At 53.4% G+C, this 22,014-nt stretch carries 21 protein-coding genes and 3 rRNA genes; 17 read left to right on the forward strand and 7 right to left on the reverse strand.

All coding sequences use genetic code 11. From position 1 onward, the window contains the following. Nucleotides 1-191: 191 nt before the first annotated feature. Genes U738_RS16440 through U738_RS16450 form a run of 3 tightly spaced genes read left to right on the forward strand, consistent with a single transcriptional unit; the run spans nt 192 to nt 1,927 of the window. Nucleotides 192-614 (forward strand): rhodanese-like domain-containing protein, encoded by a 423-nt coding sequence (locus U738_RS16440; RefSeq protein WP_035583699.1) that lies wholly within the window; start codon nt 192-194, stop codon nt 612-614. A 41-nt stretch (nt 615-655) separates the two neighbouring features. Next, nucleotides 656-1,156, forward strand: a complete 501-nt coding sequence (gene secB / locus U738_RS16445) for a protein-export chaperone SecB (protein ID WP_035582485.1) — start codon at nt 656-658, stop codon at nt 1,154-1,156. Between the two features lie 3 nt (nt 1,157-1,159). Continuing rightward, nucleotides 1,160-1,927: a 16S rRNA (uracil(1498)-N(3))-methyltransferase gene (locus U738_RS16450; protein ID WP_081899122.1), complete on the forward strand. Its 768-nt coding sequence runs from the start codon at nt 1,160-1,162 to the stop codon at nt 1,925-1,927. Nucleotides 1,928-1,962: 35 nt separating this feature from the next. Here U738_RS16450 and U738_RS16455 read toward each other — a convergent pair whose 3' ends face one another. Further along, nucleotides 1,963-2,496 (reverse strand): hypothetical protein, encoded by a 534-nt coding sequence (locus U738_RS16455; protein ID WP_035582488.1) that lies wholly within the window; start codon nt 2,494-2,496, stop codon nt 1,963-1,965. Then, entirely contained in the window at nt 2,489-4,117 is a 1,629-nt protein-coding gene (locus tag U738_RS16460; RefSeq protein WP_035582490.1) for a sodium:solute symporter, read from the reverse strand. The genes U738_RS16455 and U738_RS16460 overlap by 8 nt, the downstream gene beginning before the upstream one ends. Before the next feature lie 172 nt (nt 4,118-4,289). Here U738_RS16460 and U738_RS16465 point away from each other — a divergent pair, with 172 nt between their 5' ends. The 4 genes from U738_RS16465 (at nt 4,290) to ruvX (ending at nt 7,401) form a co-directional block, all read left to right on the forward strand. Beyond that, nucleotides 4,290-4,982 carry a CvfB family protein gene (locus U738_RS16465; RefSeq protein ID WP_035582492.1) on the forward strand — a complete coding sequence of 231 codons (693 nt, stop codon included), beginning with the start codon at nt 4,290-4,292 and terminating at the stop codon, nt 4,980-4,982. Nucleotides 4,983-5,325: 343 nt separating this feature from the next. Continuing rightward, nucleotides 5,326-6,291, forward strand: coding sequence for a glutathione synthase (gene gshB, locus U738_RS16470; RefSeq protein WP_035582494.1), 966 nt, complete (start codon nt 5,326-5,328; stop codon nt 6,289-6,291). A gap of 97 nt (nt 6,292-6,388) precedes the next feature. Further along, nucleotides 6,389-6,946, forward strand: a complete 558-nt coding sequence (locus tag U738_RS16475) for a YqgE/AlgH family protein (RefSeq protein ID WP_035582497.1) — start codon at nt 6,389-6,391, stop codon at nt 6,944-6,946. Further along, nucleotides 6,946-7,401, forward strand: a complete 456-nt coding sequence (gene ruvX / locus U738_RS16480; RefSeq protein ID WP_035582500.1) for a Holliday junction resolvase RuvX — start codon at nt 6,946-6,948, stop codon at nt 7,399-7,401. The genes U738_RS16475 and ruvX overlap by 1 nt, the downstream gene beginning before the upstream one ends. 38 nt (nt 7,402-7,439) lie before the next feature. On the opposite strand, the gene U738_RS16485 is transcribed toward ruvX, so the two are convergent. Next, nucleotides 7,440-8,465 (reverse strand): aspartate carbamoyltransferase, encoded by a 1,026-nt coding sequence (locus U738_RS16485; RefSeq protein ID WP_027958465.1) that lies wholly within the window; start codon nt 8,463-8,465, stop codon nt 7,440-7,442. Nucleotides 8,466-9,036: 571 nt separating this feature from the next. Here U738_RS16485 and U738_RS16490 point away from each other — a divergent pair. The 3 genes from U738_RS16490 (at nt 9,037) to rrf (ending at nt 13,977) form a co-directional block, all read left to right on the forward strand. Continuing rightward, nucleotides 9,037-10,569: ribosomal RNA gene (locus tag U738_RS16490) — 16S ribosomal RNA — on the forward strand. 246 nt (nt 10,570-10,815) lie between these two features. Continuing rightward, nucleotides 10,816-13,706, forward strand: a 23S ribosomal RNA gene (locus U738_RS16495). Nucleotides 13,707-13,861: 155 nt separating this feature from the next. Continuing rightward, a 5S ribosomal RNA gene (rrf, locus tag U738_RS16500) occupies nt 13,862-13,977 on the forward strand. The 16S, 23S and 5S rRNA genes sit together here, the layout of an rRNA operon. 226 nt (nt 13,978-14,203) lie before the next feature. Here the strand turns inward: rrf and U738_RS16505 are convergent. The 4 genes from U738_RS16505 to flgA all read right to left on the reverse strand — a co-directional run bounded on the left by U738_RS16505 (nt 14,204) and on the right by flgA (nt 16,610). Continuing rightward, entirely contained in the window at nt 14,204-14,944 is a 741-nt protein-coding gene (locus tag U738_RS16505) for an SDR family NAD(P)-dependent oxidoreductase (RefSeq protein ID WP_035582502.1), read from the reverse strand. Nucleotides 14,945-15,014: 70 nt separating this feature from the next. Beyond that, on the reverse strand, nt 15,015-15,464 hold the full coding sequence (locus U738_RS16510) for a flagella synthesis protein FlgN (RefSeq protein ID WP_035582504.1): 450 nt from the start codon (nt 15,462-15,464) through the stop codon (nt 15,015-15,017). Nucleotides 15,465-15,476: 12 nt separating this feature from the next. Then, nucleotides 15,477-15,743 (reverse strand): flagellar biosynthesis anti-sigma factor FlgM, encoded by a 267-nt coding sequence (gene flgM, locus U738_RS16515; RefSeq protein WP_035582507.1) that lies wholly within the window; start codon nt 15,741-15,743, stop codon nt 15,477-15,479. A gap of 96 nt (nt 15,744-15,839) precedes the next feature. After that, complete coding sequence (flgA, locus tag U738_RS16520) at nt 15,840-16,610, reverse strand: flagellar basal body P-ring formation chaperone FlgA (RefSeq protein ID WP_327050260.1); 771 nt, start codon at nt 16,608-16,610, stop codon at nt 15,840-15,842. Nucleotides 16,611-16,758: 148 nt separating this feature from the next. Between flgA and flgB the strand changes: the two genes are divergently transcribed. Genes flgB through U738_RS16555 form a run of 7 tightly spaced genes read left to right on the forward strand, consistent with a single transcriptional unit; the run spans nt 16,759 to nt 21,961 of the window. Then, nucleotides 16,759-17,193: a flagellar basal body rod protein FlgB gene (flgB, locus tag U738_RS16525; RefSeq protein WP_035582516.1), complete on the forward strand. Its 435-nt coding sequence runs from the start codon at nt 16,759-16,761 to the stop codon at nt 17,191-17,193. Nucleotides 17,194-17,225: 32 nt separating this feature from the next. After that, nucleotides 17,226-17,636 (forward strand): flagellar basal body rod protein FlgC, encoded by a 411-nt coding sequence (gene flgC / locus U738_RS16530; RefSeq protein WP_035582517.1) that lies wholly within the window; start codon nt 17,226-17,228, stop codon nt 17,634-17,636. A gap of 3 nt (nt 17,637-17,639) precedes the next feature. Further along, on the forward strand, nt 17,640-18,329 hold the full coding sequence (locus U738_RS16535; protein WP_035582519.1) for a flagellar hook assembly protein FlgD: 690 nt from the start codon (nt 17,640-17,642) through the stop codon (nt 18,327-18,329). Between the two features lie 52 nt (nt 18,330-18,381). Then, a complete protein-coding gene (gene flgE, locus U738_RS16540; protein WP_035582520.1) occupies nt 18,382-19,611 on the forward strand; it encodes a flagellar hook protein FlgE in 1,230 nt (409 codons plus the stop codon). 31 nt (nt 19,612-19,642) lie between these two features. Next, a complete protein-coding gene (gene flgF / locus U738_RS16545; protein WP_035582521.1) occupies nt 19,643-20,401 on the forward strand; it encodes a flagellar basal-body rod protein FlgF in 759 nt (252 codons plus the stop codon). 50 nt (nt 20,402-20,451) lie between these two features. After that, nucleotides 20,452-21,234, forward strand: a complete 783-nt coding sequence (gene flgG / locus U738_RS16550) for a flagellar basal-body rod protein FlgG (RefSeq protein ID WP_022520957.1) — start codon at nt 20,452-20,454, stop codon at nt 21,232-21,234. A 37-nt stretch (nt 21,235-21,271) separates the two neighbouring features. Further along, nucleotides 21,272-21,961: a flagellar basal body L-ring protein FlgH gene (locus U738_RS16555; protein WP_035582523.1), complete on the forward strand. Its 690-nt coding sequence runs from the start codon at nt 21,272-21,274 to the stop codon at nt 21,959-21,961. Nucleotides 21,962-22,014: the final 53 nt, after the last annotated feature.

Raw genomic sequence — 22,014 nt, forward strand, 5'->3', positions numbered from 1 at the left:
AAGATTGGCTAGCCGTGCGACTCGAAAAATTCGGGGTCGCGACGGGCGCACGCTTGGGGCATCATAACGCAGGCAACGGCCAGGCGTCATGATCAAGGCCTGCGCGGGAAGCTATCTGACGTGTATACTTGTCGCGTTTTAACGGTGGCAACGCCGCTTTTTTCCGTATTTACCAAGAGATTGTGTTCGCGATGATCGATCAGGTGTTCGAATTCGTACAGAACCACCCCCTGCTGGTTGGGGCATTTTTGCTGGTGCTGATAGCGTGGATTATTTATGAAACGCGCAGCGCCGCTACTAATGCACTGACCGCCACAGAGGCCACTCAGCTTATCAACCGCGAAGACGCGGTGGTGCTGGATATCCGTGAAAACAAAGACTTCAAAGCCGGGCATATCGCGGGGGCGCGCAATATTCCGCAAAGCAACCTCGATAGCCGCATGAACGAACTGGATAAAGTGAAAGCCCAGCCGATCATCGTGGTATGCAAGCACGGCCAGAGTTCGGGTGCCGCACAGGCCAAACTCACCAAAGCAGGCTTTGAGCGTGCTTACAAGTTGAGAGGCGGCATGGCGCAGTGGCAAGGCGACGGCCTTCCGGTGGTTAAAAAGTAACCAACGCTAGCTTTATTTAATAAACAATCAGGAGTTTTCTCATGGCGGAAGATAACAACACCCCGCAGGCGGGTGCCGCGGCAGACGAAAAACCGCAGCTGAAATTCTCGCTGCAGCGTATTTATGTAAAAGATATTTCGTTTGAAGCGCCCAACTCACCTTCGGTGTTCAAGCAGGCGTTCAAACCTAAGGTGAACCTGGACCTGAATACCACCAGCACTAAAATTGCTGATGACCAGTATGAAGTGGTGGTCAAGGTGACTGCTCAGGTGAATGACAGTGAAACCGGTACGACCTCTTTCCTGGCGGAAGTCGAGCAGGCGGGTCTGTTCCGTATCGCGGGTATTGAAGGGGCGCAGCTGGATCAAACTCTGGGTGCCTTCTGCCCCAATCTGCTGTTCCCTTACGCCCGTGAGTGCGTGGATAACCTGGTCAACCGTGGCGGTTTCCCGCCGCTGATGCTGGCGCCGGTTAACTTCGAAGCGATGTACGCCCAGCGTAAGCAGCGCGAAGCCAAGCAAGCCGAAGAAAGCACTCATTAAGCGATGCCTGAAACGCTGCAAGCCACTGAATGGTATGCCCAGCATGGCAAAATGCCGCGCGTCTATGTGCCTGCTGCCTTCGTAGCAGGCAGTGACGTTGTACTGCCTGAAGGCCCCGCCCGGCACCTCACGCGCGTGCTGCGCATGAGCGAGGGTGCACCGCTGGTGCTTTTCGACGGCGACGGTCTAGAGGCCGGTGTCCGTTTGGCGGAGGTAAGCCGCAAGCAGACGCTGGTTCGCGTTGAAGCAGTATGGTCGGGCAGTGGCGAGTCGCCGCTGTCCGTTCATTTGGGTCAAGCGATCTCTAAAGGCGACCGAATGGATTACGCCATTCAGAAGGCCGTCGAGCTGGGCGTTGCGGCAATCACCCCGCTGTATACCGAGCGCGGTGACGTGCGTTTGAAAGGCGACCGGGAAGAGAAAAAACTGGCTCACTGGCAGGCGGTGGCTGCCAGCGCCTGCGAGCAGAGTGGCCGTGCGGTGGTGCCGCCGATACATTCCCCTGTGGCGCTTCAAACATGGCTTGCTCAAAGAGAAGAGCCGCTGCGCTTGATGCTGCATTTGGCTACCGGCAATGCCTTTGATCGCCAGGAACGCCCCACTTCGGTTGCGCTGCTCATTGGTCCGGAAGGTGGTTTGAGCGAGAGCGATATTGCTGCCGCCCAAAATGCTACCTTTACACCGCTAACCCTCGGCCCGCGTGTGCTACGCACCGAAACCGCTCCGGTAGTGGCACTATCGCTGTTACAGCACTACTTTGGTGATTTGTAAGTACTTACTATCCCTATTGCCCCCGCTATTCCCAGTTATTTATTATCTCCTCGTTGCACGCTTAACGCTAGGCGCTGTGCTTCTTTGTGCGTTTGCTGAAGACCCTTTAAAGCGATGGGTTTGAGCATCGGCAGCGGCTCACCGGATAGTCCGCTGATCACCAACAGACGATGCTGTCGGCCATACGTATAGCCCAGCCAGCAAGGCAACCATAATGGCGTGGGAGCGCTATCCAACACCTGTATTCGCCAGTGGCGGGGTGTCGCCATGCGTTCCCATAACCATAGCCGGTTGAGTGCTTCTGGCGTCGGCGGTAAGCCACTATCAATGAGAAGATCTGAGCAGGGTTCTGCGACCTGGACAGGTAGTTCGGTACCCACCAATAGCAGACCGCGGCGGATGCCTTGAGCGTAGAGCAGCCAAGCGCCTGGCATGCCATTGGGCAACCCTAAACCCGCTGCCCACAGACTGACCCAGGCCGGCTCACAAGCGGATGCGCCCAGACCCTGAAGCCGCCGTTTGGCAGTCTCTTCGTCAACTCGCCTTGTTAGCGTTAAGCGCTCAGCCATTCGCCCACCCCTGCAGCGCCGCTAGCATTCCCAGCATTACGCAGAACCAAATCATTAGTCCGATACAGCGACGGCGCGTCAAGCGTGCCTCTTTGCCAATTATCTGGGCGTTTTCGGCTCTGGCCGCCAGCACGGCCTGCATATCCGGCGCGGCTTCGGCCATCATTACATCGCTTAATTGATCGTGGCTGGGCGCGGGAGCCGTTAAGCTAACCAGATAGCCAACGCTCATCGAAACCGCTACCCCCACTGTGTTGTTATACAGCCAGGAGATATCGAGTAGCGCAGTGACGGCCCATACGGAGAGCATACCGGCAATCAGCCCGGCCATAGCCCCCCGGGCGTTTGAGCGATGGCTGAAAATAGCCAGTAAGAAGGTGCCCAGCAGCGCACCGTAAAACCATGAGCCGATTTGGTTAACCGCTTCAATCACGGGGCCAAGGTTGCCCGCAAAAAAAGCAAACAAAGTGGCATATAGGCCCCAGAACACGGTGGCTATCCGCGATGCTTTTAGATAATGGGCATCGCTGGCATTGGGTTTGATATAGCGGCTATAAAAATCGCGCACGGTCACTGCTGACAGCGAGTTAAGCGCCGAGTCGAGACTTGACATCGCCGCCGCAAACACCCCGGCAATTACCAGCCCGGCCATCCCTGAGGGGAACGCGCTGACAACATAGCGTGGCAGTAACTCATTGAGATCCTCGGGGGGCGTTAGCCCATGCTGTTGATAGTAGGTGGCCAAGATAACGCCAATAAATAGAAACAGCAGCATCTGGGGAATTAGCAGATAGCCGCCAATCAACAGCGAGCGCTGGGCATCGAGCACTGAAGGGCTGGATAACACTCGCTGAATTTGGCTCTGATCGGTGCCGAAGTAGGCTACATGGAGGAAAAAGCCGCCGAAGAGCCCGGCCCATAGGGAGTAGGTGACGCTTGGGTCGAAGGACAGATCGATGGCATTGAACATCCCGCTGGTGGCGCCAAAGCTGAAGACATCGCCCCAACCGCCGGGCAGGCTGGTTACCAAAAAGAAGATGCTTAACAGCGCGCCTAGCCAGAGCACGAACATCTGCACCACATCCGTCCAAATTACCGCGCTGATACCGCCCATCACGGTATAGCTGATCGCCAGTACCGCCATAATGATAATGGTGAGGTTAACGCTCCAGCCGGTCACTACCGCGAGTACCAGCGCAGGTGCATAAAGCACCACGCCAGTGGCGAGACCGCGGGCGATGAGAAACAGCAGAGCGGTAAGGGTACGCGTCGCCGGGCCGAAGCGGTGCTCCAGCAGTTCGTAGATACTATAGATGCCTGCGCGGTGGAAAATGGGCACCAACACCAGGATCAATACGATCATGGCCAAGGGCACATTGATAAACGTCACCAAGCGCTCAAGGCCACCCTCGAACCCCCAGCCCGGCGCACCGATAAAGGTAATCGCGCTGGCTTGGGTTGCCATAACCGAAAGGCCTATCGCCCAGCCGGGAATTTTGCGGCCGCCTAAAAAATAGTCCTCTGGATTGTGCTGATCTTTCCCGAATCGGGAACCGATCCAGGCGATTAAACTGATATAACCAATCAAAACTACCGTATCAAAAAGCGTGAACCCTTCCATGTTCGCTCCCCTACGCCTAATTTTGTCTAGTGTTTTGATAGTAGCAGGTTGTGCGCTGTTTGCTTTATTAGGCGGTGAACATGCTTTCAACTACTAAAAAGCGCCATCCTGCTTTGCCCTGCGTGTGCTAGGCACCATAATGTTGTTCTATTTTTCTTGAAGGACGTTACCCATGGTGCGTGAGTCACACTCATCCCCGCGATCCGCTAGTGATGCGACTGCCCTGTTGGGTGAAGTGGCGTACCTAACGGTTACGGCGGTTAATAATATTGGCGCTTTTTTGCAGTGGGGGCAGCCGAAAGATGTGTTGCTACCCTTCAGCGAGCAACATTTTCGCCCTGATGCTGGAAAGCGTGTATTGGTGATGTTGTATAGCGATGACCAGGGGCGGCCAGTGGCGTCGATGAAGCTGGATCGCTTTCTAACCGATGACGCCTGGGCATTGGAAAAGGGTGATGAGGTTGCCGTGGTGGTGGCGGAACGCACGGATTTAGGTATGAAGGTGGTGGTCAATCACCGCTACTGGGGGCTTATTTACCAGGATGACGTTACCCAACCATTGCGCCGGGGCCAATCTGTTAAGGGCTATGTAAAGCAGCGCCGTGAAGATGGCCGCCTAAATATCTCGCTGCTACCGCCAGGTGCCGCCCGTCTAGATGTGGTAGGCGACAAGATCTTGCAGGCACTGCGTGAAAGCGGTGGTTATCTGGCACTGGGCGATAAAAGCCCAGCCCATGAAGTTAAAGCTCGCTTAGGGGTAAGTAAAAGCGCCTATAAACAAGCTATTGGGCGGCTTTATAAGCAGCAGCTGATTACCCTAGAGCCTGGAGCTATCCGCTTAGTGCCCGGCGCGCTTAGCGAGTAGTTAGTTAGGGCCTGTTGACATTTCACTCGCGGCCGCGCTGGTGCCCGTTTTTATTCGCGGCAAGGCAGGAGGAGAGAGGTTTGGTGGTTCCAAATGAACGACGACTAACGTCGCCGCGGATAAAAACGGGCCCAGCCCTTCGGGTTGCCCCACAAAGCGCGCCATACGGCGTTGCAAAACTTGAAAAGGGAACCACCCTTCCCAGCGTTTTGCGCCTTGTCTGACGCGCTTTGTGGGGCAACGCGGTTCGCGATGAAACGTCAACAGGCCCTAGGGCAGTTGGAGCCGGGCGAGCAGTGCGGCATACTGAGCATCAATTGTTTATGTTTGGATAGTGCCCCCGATGAGCCAATCAAATCTGCACCTCGGCGTTGTGATGGATCCCATCAGTGACATCGCTTACAAGAAAGACACCACCATGGCCATGCTATGGGCTGCCCAGGAGCGTGGCTATACCCTGCACTATATGGAGCAGGAAGATCTTTTCTTGAACGCGGGGCAAGCCTACGCGCGTATGCGCCCGCTAAACGTGCATCGTGATCCAAATCACTGGTACGACCTAGGCGAACCTTCCGCGCGTCCGCTAGTCGAGCTGGACGTTGTGTTGATGCGCAAAGACCCCCCCGTCGATGCTGAGTTTATTAACGCAGTGCATCTGCTGGGCTTTGCCGAGCGGGAAGGTGTGCTGATCGTTAATCCGACGGCAGCGCTTTTGCAATGTAATGAAAAGCTGTTTGCCCAGCAGTTCCCCCAGTGCTGCGCGCCTACGATCGTCGCTAGTCGTGATGATGTGCTGCGCGCCTTCCATGCAGAACACGGCGATGTGATCTTTAAGCCGCTGGATGGTATGGGAGGCACCGGTATTTTTCATATTGGCCCAGAAGGTCGAAATATCGGAGCGGTGATTGAGCAGCTTTCGCTGCGTGGCCAGCGACAAATCATGGCCCAGCGTTATCTGCCGGAGATTAAGGATGGCGACACACGCATTCTGTTGGTGGACGGTGAGCCCGTTCCCTTTGGACTAGCGCGGATACCTTCGGCGGGCGAAACCCGCGGCAATTTAGCCGCTGGAGGGAAGGGCGTTAGCCGTGAGCTCACCGAGCGCGATCACTGGCTTATTCAGCAGGTGCAGCCGATGATTCGTGATAAAGGCTTAATGTTCGTCGGACTGGATGTAATCGGTGACTATATTACCGAAATCAACGTCACCAGCCCCACCTGTGTACGTGAAATTGACGATCAGCGGGGCACCAATATTGCCGGTTTACTGCTCGATGCCATTGAGCGGCGCTTAGCGCTTCAACCCTGAATTTAACTAATAAGTGCAGAGCTTCACGAGCCTTCTTACCGATAACGACACCTATTACGCTATGCCTGCTGAGATGCCAGCAGGCAGTGGGAGACGCATGCAAAGTTTGAAACATCACTTTCTAATGGCCATGCCGCACTTAGAAGACCCTAATTTCGCCGGTAGTCTGATCTATCTTTGCGATCATGATAACAACGGCTGCATGGGGGTAATTACTAATCGACCGTTAGAGATCACCCTCGAAGCGTTATTTGATCAACTGGAGTTGGGGGGGGAAGCCAGCCCGCACCGCAATGCACCGGTCTATTACGGCGGGCCGATGCATAAAGACCGTGGCTTCATTTTGCACGTTGGTGATAGTCAGGAGTGGGACTCTAGTATCCAGGTGGAAGATGGCATTGCGCTGACGACGTCGCTGGATATTCTCCAGGCCTTCGCAGCAGGCGAGGGGCCTGAGCACTTCTTAGTCTGCTTGGGTTGCGCTGGCTGGGAAGTTGGGCAACTGGAAGAAGAGCTTAAAGAGAACAGCTGGCTAACGGTAGAAGCCCAGAGCAGCGTGCTCTTCAATACCCCACCTATCGAGCGTTTAACCGCGGCGGCTGGCTTGTTAGGTATTGATCTTAATTTAATGACCCGAGACGCGGGGCACGCCTGATGGCCGAGGCGGGGCAACGCTTAATCCTGGCCTTTGACTATGGCACCCGGCGTATCGGTGTGGCGGTAGGCAACGAGCTACTGCACAGCGCTCGGGAGTTGACTCCCTTGACGGCACGGGATGGGATTCCCGACTGGGGTGTCGTCTCACGGCTACTTAACGAGTGGCAGCCGGATCTGTTAGTGGTGGGGTTACCGCTGAATATGGATGGTAGCGAGTCAGAGATGAGCGCTCGCGCTCGCAAGTTCGGTAATCGTTTGCATGGCCGTTTTGGTAAACCGTGTGAAATGGTCGATGAGCGTGGCACTACGCGAGAAGCCAAGCTAATCGCTCGTGAGGCGGGCCATAAAGGCAACTATCGTCAAGACAGTGTCGATGGCATTGCGGCTATTCTTATTCTTGAGGGCTGGTTCGCCCACCAGGAAGGCTTGCCTGGCGGGCGCCTTTCTCTATAAGTCCTACCTTGAAATTCCTACCCTTAAACTTTTGCGCTTTAACGATCCAGCGTGCCCGTTTGGGTGGGTACGTACCAGCGCACGGGGCGTAGCTCTTTTTCGATTAGCTCATCGACATTGAGCAGTGTCGCGAAAATCGCCATTCGCATGGGGATACCGTTATCGGTTTGGCGGAAAATCGCCAGACGCGGATCGCCGTTAAGGTCGACGTTTAAATCATTCGCGCCGGGGCGGCTATCCCTGGGTAGCGGGTGCATCACAATGGTGCTTTGGCTGCAGCGGTGATCGAGAAAATCGCGGTTAACCATAAAGTCGTCAGAGAGCCCCTGAAAGCTCTCATTCATCTCGTCGGTAAAGCGCTCCTTCTGTATTCGTGTGGTGTACACCACATCTAAATCGGCAAAATCACTAGCGAGAGAATCGCGCTGCTCAATGCGGTGGCCGCGAGAGGCTACTAAGTCAATCAGCTTGGAAGGCATCTCAAGGCCCGGCGGTGACACCAGGGTAATGCGCAGTGGGTCATAGAGTGATAAAAGCTTAATCAGTGAATGTACGGTACGGCCGTACTTCAAGTCGCCGGTGAGTAATATGTGCGCACCTGTCAGCGATTTACCCAGGCGCTGAAACTCTTTATCAATCGTATAAAGGTCAAGTAGTGCTTGGCTGGGGTGCTCCCCGGGGCCGTCGCCACCATTAATAACCGGTACATTCGTCGCCGCGGCAAACTCAGCCACCGAGCCCTGGTCGGGGTGGCGCATTACAATGGCGTCGCAGTAGCCACTCATTACACGGCTGGTGTCATATAGTGACTCTCCCTTCGCCATAGAGGAGAAAGTGAAGCCCGTGGTGTCACACACACTGCCACCTAAACGACAAAAGGCAGCATTAAAGCTTACACGCGTACGAGTGCTGGCTTCAAAAAACAGGTTGCCGAGTACCGCCCCTTCCAACACTCGTGTCACTTGGCGCCGTTGAGCAATCGGCTCCATGCGTGCAGCCACACGCAGTAAATGATCAACGCTTTCACGGTTTAATGAGTCGACTGTTAGCAGGTGGTGGCTCATGGCGGACCTCAGCAAAGTGGTAGATGAGTCTAGTGTAACCGCCAATGAGGGTACCGCCGAAGGGGTTTAATCCACTCAATATGACGAATTTGTAATTTTTCTACAAAACCGCTTGCCAACCCGTCAGCGAATCCGTAAAGTACGCATCCGCTGCCGGGGACGCCAAGCGTTACCAGCGGTGCATAAGGTGTAAAAGCCTTGGTTTGTCAGGCAGTTAACGCTTTTGCAAAAGCAAGCGGTTTTGGATGTTGATTGATCCGCATCGAAAACAACGCCCTTGACAAACGCCAGGAAATGCGTAGAATACGCCTTCCTCGCTGAGGCAGGCCAGTTCAACGGCAGCCCGGTTACTTTCACAGTAACCAAGCAGCGAAACAGCTCTTTAACAATTTGATCAGGTAATTCATGTGGGCGCTTGCTGATGTTGGTGACAAATCACCAAATATCAAGGCAAGCGACTCAAGCAATAAGGTTTTTCGAAACCTGTTTTGAATGAATTCGTTTGAACCTTGAGCCAAGTTTGGTTCGCTTCTGTCACTTTCGAGTGGCGGGTAAGAACCGCATAGATCTTAAACTGAAGAGTTTGATCATGGCTCAGATTGAACGCTGGCGGCAGGCCTAACACATGCAAGTCGAGCGGTAACAGGGGTAGCTTGCTACCCGCTGACGAGCGGCGGACGGGTGAGTAATGCATAGGAATCTGCCCGATAGTGGGGGATAACCTGGGGAAACCCAGGCTAATACCGCATACGTCCTACGGGAGAAAGGGGGCTCCGGCTCCCGCTATTGGATGAGCCTATGTCGGATTAGCTAGTTGGTAAGGTAATGGCTTACCAAGGCAACGATCCGTAGCTGGTCTGAGAGGATGATCAGCCACATCGGGACTGAGACACGGCCCGAACTCCTACGGGAGGCAGCAGTGGGGAATATTGGACAATGGGGGCAACCCTGATCCAGCCATGCCGCGTGTGTGAAGAAGGCCCTCGGGTTGTAAAGCACTTTCAGCGAGGAAGAACGCCTATCGGTTAATACCCGGTAGGAAAGACATCACTCGCAGAAGAAGCACCGGCTAACTCCGTGCCAGCAGCCGCGGTAATACGGAGGGTGCAAGCGTTAATCGGAATTACTGGGCGTAAAGCGCGCGTAGGTGGCTTGATAAGCCGGTTGTGAAAGCCCCGGGCTCAACCTGGGAACGGCATCCGGAACTGTCAGGCTAGAGTGCAGGAGAGGAAGGTAGAATTCCCGGTGTAGCGGTGAAATGCGTAGAGATCGGGAGGAATACCAGTGGCGAAGGCGGCCTTCTGGACTGACACTGACACTGAGGTGCGAAAGCGTGGGTAGCAAACAGGATTAGATACCCTGGTAGTCCACGCCGTAAACGATGTCGACCAGCCGTTGGGTGCCTAGAGCACTTTGTGGCGAAGTTAACGCGATAAGTCGACCGCCTGGGGAGTACGGCCGCAAGGTTAAAACTCAAATGAATTGACGGGGGCCCGCACAAGCGGTGGAGCATGTGGTTTAATTCGATGCAACGCGAAGAACCTTACCTACCCTTGACATCTACAGAAGCCGGAAGAGATTCTGGTGTGCCTTCGGGAACTGTAAGACAGGTGCTGCATGGCTGTCGTCAGCTCGTGTTGTGAAATGTTGGGTTAAGTCCCGTAACGAGCGCAACCCTTGTCCTTATTTGCCAGCACGTAATGGTGGGAACTCTAAGGAGACTGCCGGTGACAAACCGGAGGAAGGTGGGGACGACGTCAAGTCATCATGGCCCTTACGGGTAGGGCTACACACGTGCTACAATGGCCGGTACAAAGGGCTGCGAGCTCGCGAGAGTCAGCGAATCCCTTAAAGCCGGTCTCAGTCCGGATCGGAGTCTGCAACTCGACTCCGTGAAGTCGGAATCGCTAGTAATCGTGAATCAGAATGTCACGGTGAATACGTTCCCGGGCCTTGTACACACCGCCCGTCACACCATGGGAGTGGACTGCACCAGAAGTGGTTAGCCTAACGCAAGAGGGCGATCACCACGGTGTGGTTCATGACTGGGGTGAAGTCGTAACAAGGTAGCCGTAGGGGAACCTGCGGCTGGATCACCTCCTTAAACGATGCGTCACAGTCGGTAAGCGTCCACAATGAATTACCTGATCAGATAGCTGTTGATGCGCAGTGATAAGCCAGCCGCCTACGGCGTTGCCTTATCACTGCGTATAGCAGTCGCTCTTTAACAATGTATATCATGCTGACAAGAACATACCGCAAGGTATGGTCTTAAATTGTGATACGTCTCAAGCGTATCCGGCAAAATGAAACGTGATCATTGCGACATCCAGACTCCTTCGGGTTATAGGGTCAAGCAATGAAGCGCACACGGTGGATGCCTAGGCAGCCAGAGGCGATGAAAGACGTGGTAGCCTGCGATAAGGCTCGGTGAGGTGGCAACAACCTGTGACCCGGGCATTTCTGAATGGGGAAACCCACTCATCATAAGATGAGTATCGTGCACTGAATACATAGGTGTACGAGGCGAACCAGGGGAACTGAAACATCTAAGTACCCTGAGGAAAAGAAATCAACCGAGATTCCCCTAGTAGCGGCGAGCGAACGGGGACCAGCCCTTAAGCATGTGACTGATTAGGCGAACAGATTGGGAAGTCTGGCCGTAGCGGGTGATAGCCCCGTAGTCGAAAATCTGATCATGTGAAATCGAGTAGGTCGGGGCACGAGAAACCTTGACTGAAGACGGGGGGACCATCCTCCAAGGCTAAATACTCCTGGCTGACCGATAGTGAACCAGTACCGTGAGGGAAAGGCGAAAAGAACCCCGGAGAGGGGAGTGAAATAGATCCTGAAACCGTGTGCGTACAAGCAGTAGGAGCAGACTTGTTCTGTGACTGCGTACCTTTTGTATAATGGGTCAGCGACTTATATTCAGTGGCGAGGTTAACCGTATAGGGGAGCCGTAGGGAAACCGAGTCTTAACTGGGCGACACAGTCGCTGGATATAGACCCGAAACCGAGCGATCTATCCATGAGCAGGGTGAAGATTGAGTAACATCAATTGGAGGCCCGAACCAGGATCTGTTGAAAAAGATTTGGATGACTTGTGGATCGGAGTGAAAGGCTAATCAAGCTCGGAGATAGCTGGTTCTCCTCGAAAGCTATTTAGGTAGCGCCTCACGTAGTACCGCCGGGGGTAGAGCACTGTTTCGGCTAGGGGGTCATCCCGACTTACCAACCCGAGGCAAACTCCGAATACCGGTGAGTAACGCGTGGGAGACACACGGCGGGTGCTAACGTCCGTCGTGAAAAGGGAAACAACCCAGACCGTCAGCTAAGGTCCCGAAATCCTGGTTAAGTGGGAAACGATGTGGGAAGGCTCAGACAGCTAGGAGGTTGGCTTAGAAGCAGCCATCCTTTAAAGAAAGCGTAATAGCTCACTAGTCGAGTCGGCCTGCGCGGAAGATGTAACGGGGCTAAACCAGGTACCGAAGCTACGGGTTCATCCTTAGGATGAGCGGTAGAGGAGCGTCGTGTACGCCAATGAAGGTGGATTGAGAAGTCTGCTGGAGGTATCACGAGTGCGAATGCTGACATGAGTAACGATAAAGGGAGTGAAAAACTCCCTCGCCGGAAGACCAAGGGTTTCTGTTCGACGCTAATCGGAGCAGAGTGAGTCGGCCCCTAAGGCGAGGCCGAAAGGCGTAGTCGATGGGAAACGGGTCAATATTCCCGTACCGGACATGGTTGCGATGGGGGGACGAAGAAGGCTAGGTGAGCCAGGCGTTGGTTGTCCTGGTGAAAGTGAGTAGGCTGAGGGTTTAGGTAAATCCGGACCCTTTCAAGGCCGAGACACGAGATGAACTGACCACGGTCAGGAAGTCACTGATGCCACGCTTCCAGGAAAAGCCTCTAAGCTTCAGATCATGTGCGACCGTACCCCAAACCGACACAGGTGGTCAGGGTGAGAATCCCAAGGCGCTTGAGAGAACTCGGGTGAAGGAACTAGGCAAAATGGTGCCGTAACTTCGGGAGAAGGCACGCCGGCGTAGGGTGAAGAGACTTGCTCTCCTAGCCCGAACCGGTCGAAGATACCAGGTGGCTGCAACTGTTTATTAAAAACACAGCACTCTGCTAACGCGCAAGCGGACGTATAGGGTGTGACGCCTGCCCGGTGCCGGAAGGTTAAATGATGGTGTTAGCCGCAAGGCGAAGCTCTTGATTGAAGCCCCGGTAAACGGCGGCCGTAACTATAACGGTCCTAAGGTAGCGAAATTCCTTGTCGGGTAAGTTCCGACCTGCACGAATGGCGTAATGATGGCCACGCTGTCTCCACCCGAGACTCAGTGAAATTGAAATCGCCGTGAAGATGCGGTGTACCCGCGGCTAGACGGAAAGACCCCGTGAACCTTTACTATAGCTTCACACTGGACGCTGATGTTGCCTGTGTAGGATAGCTGGGAGGCTTTGAAACTCGGACGCCAGTTCGGGTGGAGCCAACCTTGAAATACCAGCCTGGCATCATTGGCGTTCTCACTCAGGTCCGTTATCCGGATCGAGGACAGTGTGTGGTGGGTAGTTTGACTGGGGCGGTCTCCTCCTAAAGAGTAACGGAGGAGCACGAAGGTACCCTCAGCACGGTCGGACATCGTGCATTGAGTGCAAGAGCATAAGGGTGCTTGACTGCGAGACAGACACGTCGAGCAGGTGCGAAAGCAGGTTCTAGTGATCCGGTGGTTCTGTATGGAAGGGCCATCGCTCAACGGATAAAAGGTACTCCGGGGATAACAGGCTGATACCGCCCAAGAGTTCACATCGACGGCGGTGTTTGGCACCTCGATGTCGGCTCATCACATCCTGGGGCTGAAGTCGGTCCCAAGGGTATGGCTGTTCGCCATTTAAAGTGGTACGCGAGCTGGGTTTAGAACGTCGTGAGACAGTTCGGTCCCTATCTGCCGTGGGCGTTGGATGTTTGAGAAGGGCTGCTCCTAGTACGAGAGGACCGGAGTGGACGACCCTCTGGTGTTCCGGTTGTCACGCCAGTGGCATTGCCGGGTAGCTATGGTCGGACGGGATAACCGCTGAAAGCATCTAAGCGGGAAGCCCCCTTCAAGATGAGACATCCCTGAGGCCTAGAGCCTCCTGAAGGGCCCAGCGAGACCAGCTGGTTGATAGGCACGGTGTGGAAGCGCTGCAAGGCGTTGAGCTAACGTGTACTAATGGCCCGTGAGGCTTGACCCTATAACACCCAAGGGGTCTGGTCGTAATGATGACGCAACATTCAAAGCCGGATACGCAGCGTGTGGCCCAAGCGACATAACGCCAGGGTGACAGGCAATGAGACGATCACAAGATAGCAAAAACGCTAGTCAGCATGATGTACATTAACAGTTACGCCTGACGACCATAGCACGCGTGAACCACCTGATCCCTTGCCGAACTCAGAAGTGAAACCGCTTAGCGCCGATGGTAGTGTGGGGTCTCCCCATGCGAGAGTAGGTCATCGTCAGGCACTTATTATGAAAAATCCCCCAGGGCTGATGCCTTGGGGGATTTTTTTTGTGTTGGGTGAAGGGTAAGTCGTGAATCGTGAGTAGAAAACGTTGGTTAATGGGGGTCTCCCCAATATCCTGTTCCGCCTCACGCCTCACGCCTCACGCCTCACGCCTCACGCCTCACGCCTCACGCCTCACGCCTCACGCCTCACACCTCACGCCTCACACCTCACGCCTCACACCTCACCACTCGATAGGTTGGCCATCCCAAGCCCAGAAGGTACCGCTATCGTCGGGCGTGCGCTGAGCGATGACGGCCAGCAACTGCTCTGCTACAAATGAGGGCGTGAAAAGCTTTTCGTTAGGCACCCGGGCTTGAAAGGGTTTGGAGAGAGCGGTATCGGTGGTGCCAGGATGCAGGCATAGCACGGTGGACTGCTTATTAAGCCTCTTGAGCTCTATGGATGCTGTCTTCATCAGCATATTGTGAGCAGCTTTGCTGGCACGGTAGCTGTACCAGCCGCCTAGCTGATTATCTTCGATTGAGCCAACCCGGGCGGAGAGGCTGGCAATCACTGCCGGATGTGTCCCTTTGAACGAGTCCTGCAGTGTCGCTAGCAGAAGGATCGGTACAAAGGCGTTGATGTTCATTGTTTGGGCTAGATTCTCAGCGCTAAGCTGATCAAGGCGTTTCTCGGGTAGCAGCTGTAAAGCTTCATCATGCAGGATGCCGATGGCATTGAAAAATAAGTGAATCGGCTGGGCAGCCAACTCTTTCTTAAGCGCCTGCCTATCCTGCTCTTGGGAAATATCAAGTGTTAGATGAGTAAGGCGAGGGTGATCAAGTTGTTGTGGTTGGCGGCTTACCGCAATAACGTGGCCGACCTGAGGGGAGGATAGTAGCTGCTTAATGATGGCAGCTCCTATCCCTCCCGATGCACCGACAACCAGCGCTGTATAATGATGAGGCAGTAAATTGAACATGAGAAGCCTTTGAAGTCCTGCTAATGAAGGCTTTCATTGAAACGTCATGTGGAGAACTTGTCGAGAGAGATTAGGCGGAAGCGTTGATTTTGCCTGGTTGGGCGCTGTTACGACCATCTGGCTTATAAAGCGTTTTTTCTGCGATTTGACGAATATAATCGAGCATGTCTTGATTATGCTTCATCCTTACTGAGAGCATTTGGCCGGTTAGCTCATTCATACGCGAAGCTCGCTCACTCTTTTCTAGCAAGCGTGCCCACGCTGTAAGACAACCCGCATCCTGGGCTGCCGCTCTGGCGCCGTTAGCACCTTCGGCATATCCAAGACGCTTTTGCACATTGCGTCGCACAGCCTCAATACGCTCTAGCTCAGCCAATAATGACTGTTTTTCTAGTGCGATTTGAGATAGTGCATCACCGTCAATGTCTCCTTGCGTCAATAAATTTTGCTCACTGGACAGCAACGAAGTAAGCGCATCAAGGCGCTGTTGTTGATCGGTAAGCAGGGATGCAAGGCTCATTACAGTGCCCCCTTATAGGTCTTTGAGATTGGCAATTAAGCCCTCAGCGATGCGATCAGCACGCATTTCAAGGCGTCCCTCACGAATGGCGTCGCGAATCTCTTCAACTCTAGCGCTATCGATATCCTGAGATTCGTCGATATTTGATTGGCTTAACTGAGTTGATTCGCGAGCCGTACCGCTTGGTTCAGCGGGTTGTACGCTATCAGCTTTTTGTGTTTCATTGCGCTGCTGGGCTTGGTTGGAGCGTAGCAGCGGATTAATATTATCAATATTCACGTTGTCTGCCTCATCGTCAACGTCGATGCGCTTGGCGCTTAATCTAGCCTGTATAGCAATATATCGGCAGTGCTCGGTATAACTTTAGGCGTTGAGTTAAAAATCCACCACCAATACACCGCGCTCAGTGACACGCGCAGTCATGATTTCCCGTGAACCAAAACGCACCCGAATTTGCTCGCCAAGAGCGCCATTTTCAAGTGCTTCGCCCTCCCGTGAAACGCGAAAGGCAGAGCCCTGTGCTATGACAGTAACGCGCTGCCCTCGTTCAACTAAGTGGGGGGCTTGTAAATAGTGCGCTAAAAAGGCGCTGCCACTACGAATGGGACGCTGAGTGATTTTACCCACAATATCTTCTTCATCGGTCAACGCCTGAGCCGACAGGTCACCAAGGTTACCATCGCGCTCGCTGAGCATGTTTGGCTTAATCAGTGTGCCCCGTTCAATATCCCTTGCTGCCACCATGTAACTGCCAATGACATCAATTTGGGCCTGCAAGTAGCGGACTTGTCGACCGTTTTCACCGCAACGCACCCCTACGGACACACGGCCTAAGGGCGCCTGATTTGCATTGGGCAAAAAAGGCTCCGGTTGAACGCATTCAGGCAAATGTGGGGAAGGCGGCTGTAGGTCAATCACCACTTCCTCACCTAGTGCCTGTGTCTCTGCATACAAAAAACTGTGCACTTGCTGGAGAAGGTTGTCGTCATCAGCCTGAGCTGTGGTAAAGGAAGTGACGCATAAGATTGCCAACAAGAGGACTACCTGCCAAAAGCGAAGAGTGCTTGGCTTAGTAAAGCGCTGTCGTAGCATGTTGAGGCCGCTTGTTTGGGAACTGGAGAAAGGAGAACAACGAGGAGAAGTCATCGCTTAGTGTAGCGAAAAGGTAGCAGGCGTATCACGCGAAATGCTGGTGGAAACGCCAGCTGTTCCATGCTTTAGGCTGACAGTTCCAGACGTATTCTTCATCATCAACAAAATCCATTTTATTTTTTGCCTCAAAGCGAGGGTCGGCATGATTGATCAACTGGAATCTGCCTTTAATTTTCATCAGCAAGCCGTGGGTTTACGCCAGGCACGTCACGAGGTGTTGGCAGCTAATATTGCTAATGCCGATACGCCTAACTACAAAGCGCGTGACATTGATTTTGCTAGTGAGCTGAAAAAAGCAGTAGACGGTACTCAGAGTGCATCTAGTAATGCTGGCGGTGGTCTGACACTGGCGCGCACCGCTGGACACCATATTGCTGGAGAAGGCCCCGCATGGCGTGGAGCGGGCAACGCCGATTTACTTTACCGCATTCCCGACCAGCCTAGTTTGGATGGAAATACGGTTGATATGGATCGTGAGCGCACGCAATTTGCTGATAACGCTGTGCGTTATCAAGTCGGAATCACGATGCTCAACAGCCGTATTCAAGGACTGAAAAATGCCATGCAGCCCGAATAATCCAGGCCAAATTAGTGAGGAGCTAACCAATTATGTCAATGTTCTCTACGTTTGATATTGCCAGTTCGGCAATGAGCGCTCAGTCCCAGCGCATGAATGTTACCGCCAGCAATATGGCCAATGCCGACAGTGTTGCCGGTCCGGATGGGGAAACCTATCGAGCGAAGCAGGTAATGTTTGAAACTCAGGCGCAGGGCAATCGCTATGGCGTTGGCGGCGTGCGGGTCACCGAGGTGGTGGAAGACGATTCGCCGCTGCGTATGGAGTATATGCCTAACCATCCGGCGGCGGATGAAGATGGCTACGTGGCAAAGCCCAACGTTGAACCGGTGCATGAAATGGTCAACATGATTTCTGCCTCGCGCTCCTATCAAGCCAACGTTGAAGTATTTAACACCAGTAAGCAGATGTTGATGCAGACGCTTTCGCTGGGTGAGGGGTAAACCATGAATGTCGATACGAGTGTATTGAATAACATAAACGGCGGCGGTTCTAATGGTCTCTCTGCCCGCCAATCCGATGAGCTACGTGAAAGTTTTATGACGTTGCTGATTACGCAACTGCAGAATCAGGATCCGCTCAATCCGATGGAAAATTCGGAGATGACTTCACAGTTAGCGCAAATTAATACGGTCAGTGGTATTGAAGAGCTGAACAGCACGCTAGAGGGCATTACCAGCCAGATGGATGCCAATCAGGCGCTGCAGGCGAGTGGCCTAATTGGCAAAGGTGTCATGGTGTCCGGCAAGGATGTTTTAGTAGAGCAAGATGACGACGGGAATTCTTACACCACGCCCTTCGGTATAGAGCTGGCCGAGCCAGCGGCAAACGTTAAAGCGACGGTTGTGGGTGAGGGTGGACAAGTCATTAGAACTCTTGACCTTGGGGCGCTAGATGCCGGTGTTCAATCTTTCCAGTGGGATGGTCTCAATGATCAGAAAGAGGCGGTTGCCAGCGGCCGATATTCGGTTCAGTTAGAGGCAACCGACGGTGAAGGTGAAAAAATCGAATCCACTGCCTTGCAGTACGCGGTAGTAAATAGCGTGACGCCTAATGATAGCAGTGGCGGCGTTCGGCTGGATCTCGGCGCTATCTATGGCCAAATCAGCTTGAACGACGTTAAACAAATTCTTTAACCGTTCATTAAACACAACATTTGATTAAACACAGCTTCTTCAGGGGAACGTTATGAGCTTTTCACAAGCACTTAGTGGTCTAAGCGCTCAGCAGCAGAAATTAGGTGCCGTTGGTAATAATATTGCCAACTCGCAAACGGTTGGATTTAAAAGCTCCAACGTCCAGTTCGCCGATGTATATGCCGAATCACGTATCGGGCTTGGCGTTCGTACCTCTACGGTACAGCAGAATTTTAGCCAGGGTAATGTTGAATCCACCAACCGCAATATGGATTTGGCGATAGCGGGTGAAGGCTTCTTCCGCTTTCAGCAGCCCAATGGCGAAGTGGGTTACTCGCGCAATGGCCAGCTAACCATGACAGCTGATGGACGTCTGGTGAATGCTCAGGGTGCTCAGATTATGGGCTACGCTGCCGATGCAGAGGGGAATGTGCAGGCGGGTGGTGATGTGGCAGCTTTAGAAGTAGATTCCGCTGGGCTTGCTGCTAATGCCACTACGCAGCTAGCGGCTGAACTTAACCTGGATTCGGGTGAGGAGGGTTTAGAGCCAGCTGATTTTGACTCTGCTGACTCATCTACCTATAACTACTCCACTAACGCCACTGTTTACGACTCACAAGGTAACGCCCGCAATCTGACGATGTACTTTATTAAGGATCAAGGTGAGACGAATGAGTGGCAGATGCGAGGGCGTCTCAGTGGGGGGCCTAATGATGCCCAAACCTACGACGACCTGGATTTAGGCTCATTGACCTTTACTCAAAACGGCACGCTTCAAGCTGACGATTCTGCTCCTATCACAATAGCTGCTGGTGAGTTTGGTGCCGGGAATGTTTTTGAAGAGCTAAATATTGAGTTTGATTTCCAAGGAACCACTCAGTTCGCGGAAAGCTCCTCTGTTAGTGATATTTCTCAAGATGGCTACACTTCTGGTTCTTTAGTAGGTGTCACTATCGAAGACGATGGCACCGTTATGCGTAACTACTCTAACGAAGAGTCGCGTGCCGCTGGTCAAATTGCGCTGGTTAGCTTTCGAAATCCTGAGGGTTTACAGCCCGATGGCGATAACCTATGGACTGCTACCGGTGCTTCGGGCCAAGAGCTTGTGGGCGCCCCTGGTACGGGGCAGCGCGGCTTAATTGAGCCGAGTGCGGTTGAAACGTCCAATGTCGATATGGCTCGTGAGCTAGTCGATATGATTGTTGCCCAGCGTGCTTATCAGGCCAACTCGCAAACGATCAGTACCCAGGACGAGCTCCTGCAGACCATTATTAATCTTTAATAATCGGTCAATACGTTAAGGAGTAAGTAGCGTGGATCGAATGCTCTATACCGCCATGAGCGGTGCCAAGAACAGCATGGATCAACAATCGGTAGTGAGTAATAACCTATCGAATGTGAGCACTACTGGTTTTCGTGCCCAGTTACAGGCGGCTCGTTCTGTGCCCGTGCAAGGTGAGGCGTTACTGGCAACGCGGGCGTCAGCGGTGACGACCACGCCTGGCAGTGATTTTTCTCAAGGCCCTGTTGAGTATACCGGGCGCACCCTTGATGTCGCCATGCAGGACGACGCTTGGATGGCGGTACAGGCGGATGACGGTACTGAAACCTATACACGCCGTGGTGACCTGCAGATTGACAATGATGGCGTGTTGCTTAGCGTTGGACGACCAGTGATGGGCGAAGGCGGCCCAATTGCCGTGCCACAAGGGGCGCAGATATCCATCGGTGCCGACGGCACGATTAGTGCCATCCCTGAAGGCGTAGGACCGGAAGCGCTGGTCGAAGTGGGGCGCATTAAGCTGGTGACACCTGAAGATGGAGACTTAACGCGCGGTGAAGACGGCCTGTTTCGTGCGCCTCCTAATGAAGAAGGTGAGCCTGGAGCTCTGCCTGCTGACGAAAATGCCAAGTTGGTTAGCGGTGCGCTTGAAGGCAGTAACGTTAGCGCTGTTGATGCCATGGTATCGATGATTGACGTTGCACGCCGTTACGATATGCAGATGAAAGTACTCAGCACCGCTGACGAAAACGCTCAGCGCGCCAACGGGATTCTATCTATTCAAGGTTGATGTTGGCCATTCAGAGCTGACGTGAGTCAGTTGGTCAAGGGAGCATAATTATGATTAAGTCCTTATGGACAGCTAAAACCGGCTTGGAATCTCAGCAAACCAAGCTAGACGTGATTTCGAACAACTTAGCTAACGTGAGTACCAATGGTTTCAAGCGCTCGCGTCCCGTTTTTGAAGATCTGCTGTATCAGAACATGCGTCAACCAGGCGCTCAGAATAATATTCAGGATCGTCTACCCTCCGGCATGCAGGTGGGTACCGGTGTTCGTGCCGTTGCCACAGAGCGTTTGCATACCCAGGGTGGGCTAGAGCAAACAGAGAACTCCCGCGATCTTGCGATCAACGGTGAAGGGTTCTTTCAGGTGCTGATGCCCGATGGTACGACGGCTTACACCCGCGACGGGAGTTTTCAGCTAAATGAGAATGGCCAAATGGTGACTGCCAATGGCTACCCCGTTGAACCTGCCATCTTCTTACCGGCCAATGCGCTGTCAGTGAATGTAGGTGAAGACGGCACCGTGAGCGTTCGCCAGCCAGGTGTTGCGATTGATAATGAGGTAGGGCAAATCACTGTTAGTACCTTTATTAATCCAGCAGGCTTACAAAGTATCGGTGGCAACCTTTATTTAGAGACGGGAGCTTCTGGGGCACCCAATGAGAATATGCCTGGTATGAATGGTGCCGGTCGGCTGTTCCAAGGCTACGTGGAAACCTCCAACGTCAACGTCGTTGAAGAGATGGTCAATATGATTCAAACCCAGCGCGCCTATGAAATTAATAGCAAAGCGGTTTCCACCAGCGATGAAATGTTGGCACGCTTAAGCCAGCTGTAACGGCTGTTGCTCATCGGGCTTACTTATAGGTTGGGTTATGTTGGAGTTGCACCACATGTCACGTCGTATTGCGCTAGCGGGGCTGGTGCTTTTAATGCTAGTTGTTGCCGGGTGCGCTCAGATTCCCAGAGCCTCAGTCGTGGGTGAGCAAGAGCAGATCAGTATTGTTGATCGCCCGCCTCCCATCCCCAATGGCTCTATTTACCAGGCCAGGCAAGGCTATCAGCCACTCTTTGAAGATCGCCGTCCGCGTTCAATAGGCGACATTTTGACCATTGTGCTGGATGAAGAGGTTAGTGCGAGCAAAAACTCGCAATCCAATGCAGGTCGTAGTGGCAGCGCTAGCCTTGAACTCGCACAGTTGCCAGACATTCTCGATGTGCTTGCAGAGTATGGCTACGATATTTCCGGTGAAAATGACTTTACCGGCAGCGGAGGGTCGCAGGCTAATAACTCCTTTACCGGCACCATTACAGTATCGGTATTAGAAGTAATGAATAACGGCAATTTACGCGTGCGTGGCGAAAAGCAAATCGCCATCAACCAAGGTACCGAGTTTATTCGTTTTTCCGGTGTCGTTAACCCGCGCACGATTACCGCACAAAACACTGTGCCTTCCACTCAGGTGGCAGATGCGCGTATAGAATATGTGGGCGACGGTTATATTAATGAGGCGCAGCATATGGGTTGGCTACAACGTTTCTTCTTAAACGTTTCGCCGTTCTAGCTCTATGGGGAGCCACCAATGACAGAGCTACTACTGACAGGCCCCGCAATAAA

Source organism: Halomonas sp. TG39a (assembly GCF_000744395.1).
Taxonomy (GTDB): domain Bacteria; phylum Pseudomonadota; class Gammaproteobacteria; order Pseudomonadales; family Halomonadaceae; genus Vreelandella; species Vreelandella ventosae_B.